The sequence below is a fragment of the Caloramator sp. ALD01 genome (assembly GCF_000472625.1).
Lineage (GTDB): Bacteria > Bacillota > Clostridia > Clostridiales > Caloramatoraceae > Thermobrachium > Thermobrachium proteoclasticum.
This window is the reverse complement of sequence record NZ_AXAA01000015.1, coordinates 68,018-74,602: the sequence shown is the minus strand read 5'-3', so window position 1 is coordinate 74,602 and position 6,585 is coordinate 68,018. Positions and strand designations below refer to the sequence as shown.

The window sequence follows — 6,585 nt, the reverse complement described above, 5'->3', positions numbered from 1 at the left end:
TTAGAGGTTTTAGAAAGAAAAGAATGCTTCAAATAAATATTATTGAGGATATAAGAGATGAGAGATTTACAATAGAAGATACCTGGAATAACCCAGTATTTGAAAAAACTTAATGCAACAATAAAATTGGAAATTAATTATTTAAATTTCTTGGGGTAGGGGGAGTTATAACTATTTTTATAATCTACAGGGATGGCGGAATACCATTTCTTCAATAAGATGTAATAAGATATAATTTCAGTAAAAATAAAAATTCTACTGGAATTTTACTGCGAAATCTCTGCAACAATAAAGTATTTCTTGACATTAACAAGACATAAATATATAATTTTTATGTAATATGCCTTTTTGAAAATGTTATCCTGAGATAAATATTCTTTTTAAAGGAGGTGCATTTAGATGTTAAGAACATATCAACCAAAAAAGAGACAAAGAAAAAAGGAACATGGCTTCAGAAAGAGAATGAAGACTAAGAATGGAAGAAAAGTTCTACAAAGAAGAAGAAGAAAAGGAAGAAAGAGATTGACAGCATAAGGCCGCGATTCGTGGCCTTTTTATTCAATATATGTTTTTTATAATCTGAGGGATTAATATGAAAAAAGAAGAGAGAATAAAAAAGAATGCTCACTTTAGATTAATATACAAAAAAGGAAAATCAGTTAGTGATTCAAATTTAGTTATGTATTATAGTAAAAATGGAAATAATTATAATAGACTTGGTGTATCGGTCAGTAAAAAAGTAGGTAAGAGTGTAGTAAGGAATAGATATAAAAGATTAATTAGGGAAAGTTTTAGAAAAAATAAGTCTATTTTTAAGCAAGGATATGATATAATATTTATAGCAAGAGTTGGTATATTGAAAAGTAATTACAGTGAAGTAGAAAAGTCTGTTGTAGGACTTATGAAACGAGTAGGTCTGGTAAAAGAGGGGAAATAATGCGAAAATTTTTAATTTTTATAATTAAACTATATAGAAAGTATATATCGCCCTTAAAGCCACCAAGCTGTAGATTTTATCCAACGTGTTCTATGTACGCTATTGAGGCAATAGAAAAATACGGTGCTTTAAAAGGGGGATATTTAGCTATAAGGAGGATATTAAGGTGTCATCCACTTAATAAGGGTGGGTATGATCCTGTTCCATAAAGGAGGTAATTTATTTGGCAGGTATTAATTCAGCGTTAACAAGTTTTTTTAATTTAATCCATAATTTTGTAAGTTTAGGGGTTAAAAATTTAAGTCTTGCTTACTTTTTGGATATTTTTATATTTACAGCTATAATTAAACTAATACTTCTACCACTTACAATAAGTCAAACAAAGTCTCAAGTTAAGATGACTGAGATGCAGCCAAAATTAAAGGAGTTACAAGAAAAGTATAAGGGCGACCCTCAAAAGCTTCAACAAAAGCAAATGGAACTTTACAAGGAGATGGGAGCAAGTCCATTTTCAGGGTGTTTGTTGATATTTATTCAATTCCCTATATTTATTGCAATGTATAACGTTATTTATAAATACACAGGATTCAATGATGTAGGCTTTTTATGGATTAAAAGCTTAGGACAAAAGGATGCATTGTACATACTTCCACTATTATCAGGCTTAACTACATACATACAAGGTATAATGATGACTCCAAAGGGTGATGATGCACAGGCAAAGAGTCAAAAGCAAATGAATATATTTATGACATTATTTATTACTTGGGTATCTATTAATTTTAAGGCTGCACTTGTATTATATTGGATAATAAGCAACCTAATACAAATTGCTATTCAGTATTTCATAATAAACAGGATAAAAAATAGGGAACAGGAAGCTTTAGCGATTAAGAAGTAGGGTGGTGATTTGGGCCTATGAAGTCTATTGAAATGTCAGGAAAAACTGTTGAGGATGCTATTGAGGCGGCGTTAAAGGAACTTGGAGTAAAAGGTGACTCCGTTGATGTTGAAATATTAGATAGGGGAAGTAAGGGTATTTTAGGACTTATTGGTGCAAAGCCAGCAAGAGTTAAAGTAACTTTAAAAAAGGATTATGCAGCAATAGCTAAGAGTTTTTTAAGAGATGTTTTAGATAAGATGGGTGTTAAATGTGAAATACATATTAAAGACGAAGATGATGTGCTTAAGATTAATTTAGTAGGTCAAAGATTAGGAGTATTAATTGGACATAGAGGAGAAACATTAGATGCTCTTCAATTTTTAGTAGGTTTAGTTATAAACAAAGATAATACAGAAGCTGAACATAAAAAGGTTATATTAGATGCAGAAAATTATAGAAAAAAGAGGGAAGAAATACTTATTGGTTTAGCAAAAAAGCTTGCATATAAAGTTCAAAAGACAAATAAGTGTGTAAAGCTTGAGCCAATGAATCCTTATGAGAGAAGAATTATTCACTCAGCATTACAGGATCATCCATATGTAACTACCTATAGTGAAGGGGAAGAACCATTTAGAAAAGTTGTAATTGATTTAAAAAGATAATAAAATATGCCTGCCAAATGGCAGGCATATTTCTTGATTATTGTTTCTTTATATTTTGGTATAATATATAATGACTACACTTATAGAGGTGAATTTTATGTTTTTAGATGATACTATAGCTGCAATTTCTACACCTGTTGGAGAAGGTGGAATTGGAATTGTCAGAATGTCAGGAAAAGACTCTTTAAGTATTATTGAAAAGATTTTTAAAAGCTATAAAGGAAAAAATGTAAAGGATATGAAGTCCTATACTATGATGTATGGCTTTATAATAGATCCAAACACAGATGAGAAGATAGATGAAGTTATAATTAGCTATATGAAGGCTCCAAATACATATACAAGGGAAGATATAGTAGAGATTAACTGTCACGGTGGAGTTGTTGCAGTAAAGAGGATACTATCCTTAGTTTTGAAGAATGGTGCAAGGCTTGCAGAACCAGGAGAATTTACTAAGAGGGCCTTTTTAAATGGAAGAATAGATTTATCGCAGGCAGAGGCAGTTATAGATTTAATAAGAGCAAAGACAAGTGAAAGTATGCATATTGCTTTAGAACAATCTCAAGGAAAACTATCTCAAAGGATTAAAGATATAATGAATAGACTTTTAGGCATACTTGCCCATATTGAAGCATCGGTGGATTTTCCAGAAGATGATATTGAAAATGTTGTTTCATCAAAGATTATTAATGACTCAAATGAAATAATAAGAGAACTTGAAAATTTAATTAAAAATGCTGAAACAGGAAAAATACTAAGAGAAGGTTTAAATACAAGTATAGTAGGTAAGCCAAATGTAGGTAAGTCCTCTCTTCTTAATGCTCTTTTAGAGGAAAAGAGGGCTATTGTAACAGACATTCCAGGTACAACTAGAGATGTTATTGAAGAGTATATAAACATAAGGGGAATTCCTGTTAAAATAATAGATACAGCAGGAATAAGAGAAACACAGGATATTGTTGAAAAAATAGGTGTTGAAAAATCAAAGGAATATATAGAGAAGTCTGATTTGATTATATTTATGATTGATTCGAGCAGGCCACTTGATGATGAGGATTTAGAGATAATAGAACTTATAAAAAATAAAAAGGTAATAGTTGTAATAAACAAAATTGATTTACCAATGGAACTGAATTTAGATATAATAAAAAGTAATTTTAATGAAGAAAATATAGTCTTTGCTTCTATTAATACAGAAAAGGGCGTAGAGGATATAAAGCAAAAAATAGAAGATTTTGTATTTTCAGGAGAGGTAAAGTCTAAGGATATATTTGTTACTAATGTAAGGCATAAGGATATATTGTTTAAGGCAAAGGAGAGTATATTAAAGGGGATAGAAACAATTGAATTAGGACTTCCTTTGGATATAGCTTCTGTAGAGTATAAGGATGCATATTTAAAGCTTGGTGAAATTACTGGTGACACAGCTGCAGAGGATATTATAGATAGAATATTTAGTGATTTTTGTATAGGTAAATAGGAGGTGAGTTTTTTGTATTTTGCAGGTAGTTATGATGTTATAGTAGTTGGAGCAGGACACGCAGGATGTGAGGCAGCTCTTGCTGCTGCAAGAATGGGATGTAAGACTTTATGTATTACATTAAATTTAGATAGTATAGCAATGATGGCTTGTAATCCTTCAATTGGAGGTACAGCAAAGGGACATTTGGTAAGGGAAGTAGATGCACTTGGTGGACAAATGGGTATAGCAATTGATAATACATATCTACAATCCAAAATGTTAAATACAGCTAAAGGCCCAGCAGTACAATCATTAAGAGCACAGGCAGATAAGAAAAGATATCAGGAATATATGAAGCACGTTTTAGAGACGCAGGAAAATTTAACTTTAAAGCAGGATGAAGTTATTGAACTTGATGTTAAGGATAATAAGATAGTAGGTTTAAAGACAAAAAATGGTGCCTACTTTGAATGTAAAACAGTAGTAATAACATCTGGAACATATCTAAAAAGTAGAATAATAATTGGTGATGTAAGCTATAATGGAGGACCTAATGGTTTATTCCCTGCTAATGAATTATCCGATAGTCTAAAGGCATTGGGAATCAGTTTAAGGAGGTTTAAAACAGGAACTCCCGCAAGAATAAATAGAAGGTCTATTGATTTTTCAAAGATGACAATACAACCTGGAGATGAGAGAGTAATACCATTCTCCTTTATGTCTGATAATATAGAGAGAGTGCAAATACCTTGTTATTTAACTTATACAACAGAAGAGACCCACAAAATAATAAAAGAAAATATACATAGATCTCCACTTTTTACAGGAGATATTGAAGGAGTTGGTCCAAGATATTGTCCTTCAATAGAGGATAAAATTGTTAAGTTCCCAGATAAGGAAAGACATCAAATCTTTGTTGAACCAGAGGGTGAAAATACTGAAGAGATGTATATTCAGGGAATGTCCAGTTCTATGCCTGAGGATGTTCAGATTAAATTCTACAGATCCATTCCAGGCTTAGAAAATGCTGAAATAATGAGAACAGCCTATGCAATTGAATATGACTGCATTGACCCTCAACAACTTAAACTTTCACTTGAACTTAAATTTATTGAAGGATTATTCTTTGCAGGTCAGATAAATGGAACTTCTGGATATGAGGAGGCAGCAGCACAGGGAATAATAGCAGGTATTAATGCTGCACTTAAAGTAAAAAATAAGGAACCATTAATATTAGATAGATCAGATGCATATATAGGTGTTCTAATAGATGATTTAGTAACAAAGGGAACTAATGAACCTTATAGAATGATGACATCAAGGGCAGAATATAGATTGCTTTTAAGACAGGATAATGCAGATTTGAGATTAACAGAGAAGGGATATAGGGTAGGTCTTGTAACAGAGGAGAGATACCAAAGATATTTAAAAAGAAAACAGGCTATAGAAGAAGAAATTCAAAGAATTAAAAAAGTTATACTACCTCCAAGTGAAGAGGTAAATGAGTTTTTAAGAAAAAATAATAGTTCAGAGATAAAATCTGGTATACATCTGTATGATTTAATTAAAAGACCTGAGCTCACATATGAATTAACAAAGGCAATAGATAAGGAGAGACCAGATATACCCTATGATGTTGCAAGAGAAGTAGAAAATCAGATTAAGTATGATGGATATATACAAAAGCAACTTCAACAAGTAGAACAGTTTAAAAAGATAGAGCAAAAAAGAATACCAGATTTTATTGACTATAACCAGATACAAGGTCTTAGAATCGAAGCACAGCAGAAACTGTCAAAGATAAGACCACAAAACATAGGTCAAGCTTCAAGAATATCAGGAGTTTCTCCAGCGGATATTTCGGTACTTCTTATATACTTAGAACAGTTAAGAAGAAAAAAGGGAGAGTAGTATATGGAATTAAAGGAACTTATTTACGAGGGTGCAAAGGTATATGGTATTGAATTAGATAATGAAAAAATAGAACAGTTTATAATATATAAGGAATTATTAAAGGAATGGAATGAAAAGATAAACCTAACAGCAATAACCGATGATGAAGGAATAATAAAAAAACATTTTATTGATTCTATATCAATAATTAAAAGTGGATATATAAAAGATGGGATAAAGGTTATAGATGTAGGTACTGGGGCAGGATTTCCAGGAATCCCAATAAAGATAATAAATCCTAATGTAGAAGTTGTATTACTTGATTCATTAAATAAAAGAATAAACTTTTTAAATGATGTTATATCAAAGCTTGGACTTAAGGGTATAGTTGCGGTACACGGAAGAGCAGAGGATATGGCAAGAAAAGAAGATTTTAGAGAAAAATTTGATATTGCAACAGCAAGAGCAGTGGCTAATATGATGGTTCTTAGTGAATATTGTATGCCTTATGTAAAAGTTGGTGGAAAATTTATAGCACTAAAGGGACCTTCTGCATATGAGGAGGTAGAAGAAGCAAGAAATGCAATAGGTACATTAGGAGGAAAACTAAATAGTATTGTAGAAACTAATATATTAGGTGAGGATATAAAACATAATCTTGTTATAGTTGACAAAATAAAAAATACTGATAAAAGATACCCAAGAAAACCAGCTCAGATAGAAAAGAAGCCGCTAAGATAAACTTTTA

8 protein-coding genes are annotated in these 6,585 nt (G+C 31.2%); all 8 read left to right on the top strand.

The features are described from left to right. The first annotated feature begins 399 nt into the window (after positions 1-399). The 8 genes from rpmH to rsmG all read left to right on the top strand — a co-directional run bounded on the left by rpmH (position 400) and on the right by rsmG (position 6,578). Positions 400-534 (top strand): 50S ribosomal protein L34, encoded by a 135-nt coding sequence (gene rpmH / locus A3M9_RS0107715; protein WP_018664108.1) that lies wholly within the window; start codon positions 400-402, stop codon positions 532-534. A 58-nt stretch (positions 535-592) separates the two neighbouring features. Continuing rightward, positions 593-937: a ribonuclease P protein component gene (rnpA, locus tag A3M9_RS0107710; protein WP_027308715.1), complete on the top strand. Its 345-nt coding sequence runs from the start codon at positions 593-595 to the stop codon at positions 935-937. Beyond that, positions 937-1,146 carry a membrane protein insertion efficiency factor YidD gene (yidD, locus tag A3M9_RS0107705; RefSeq protein WP_027308714.1) on the top strand — a complete coding sequence of 70 codons (210 nt, stop codon included), beginning with the start codon at positions 937-939 and terminating at the stop codon, positions 1,144-1,146. Before rnpA ends, yidD begins: the two co-directional genes overlap by 1 nt. A 14-nt stretch (positions 1,147-1,160) precedes the next feature. After that, positions 1,161-1,838 carry a membrane protein insertase YidC gene (yidC, locus tag A3M9_RS0107700; RefSeq protein WP_027308713.1) on the top strand — a complete coding sequence of 226 codons (678 nt, stop codon included), beginning with the start codon at positions 1,161-1,163 and terminating at the stop codon, positions 1,836-1,838. 17 nt (positions 1,839-1,855) lie between these two features. Continuing rightward, positions 1,856-2,482: an RNA-binding cell elongation regulator Jag/EloR gene (jag, locus tag A3M9_RS0107695; protein ID WP_027308712.1), complete on the top strand. Its 627-nt coding sequence runs from the start codon at positions 1,856-1,858 to the stop codon at positions 2,480-2,482. A 97-nt stretch (positions 2,483-2,579) separates the two neighbouring features. After that, positions 2,580-3,962, top strand: a complete 1,383-nt coding sequence (gene mnmE / locus A3M9_RS0107690) for a tRNA uridine-5-carboxymethylaminomethyl(34) synthesis GTPase MnmE (RefSeq protein ID WP_027308711.1) — start codon at positions 2,580-2,582, stop codon at positions 3,960-3,962. Between the two features lie 12 nt (positions 3,963-3,974). Further along, positions 3,975-5,855, top strand: a complete 1,881-nt coding sequence (gene mnmG, locus A3M9_RS0107685; RefSeq protein WP_156897885.1) for a tRNA uridine-5-carboxymethylaminomethyl(34) synthesis enzyme MnmG — start codon at positions 3,975-3,977, stop codon at positions 5,853-5,855. 3 nt (positions 5,856-5,858) lie between these two features. Continuing rightward, positions 5,859-6,578: a 16S rRNA (guanine(527)-N(7))-methyltransferase RsmG gene (gene rsmG, locus A3M9_RS0107680; RefSeq protein WP_027308709.1), complete on the top strand. Its 720-nt coding sequence runs from the start codon at positions 5,859-5,861 to the stop codon at positions 6,576-6,578. Positions 6,579-6,585 lie beyond the last annotated feature (7 nt).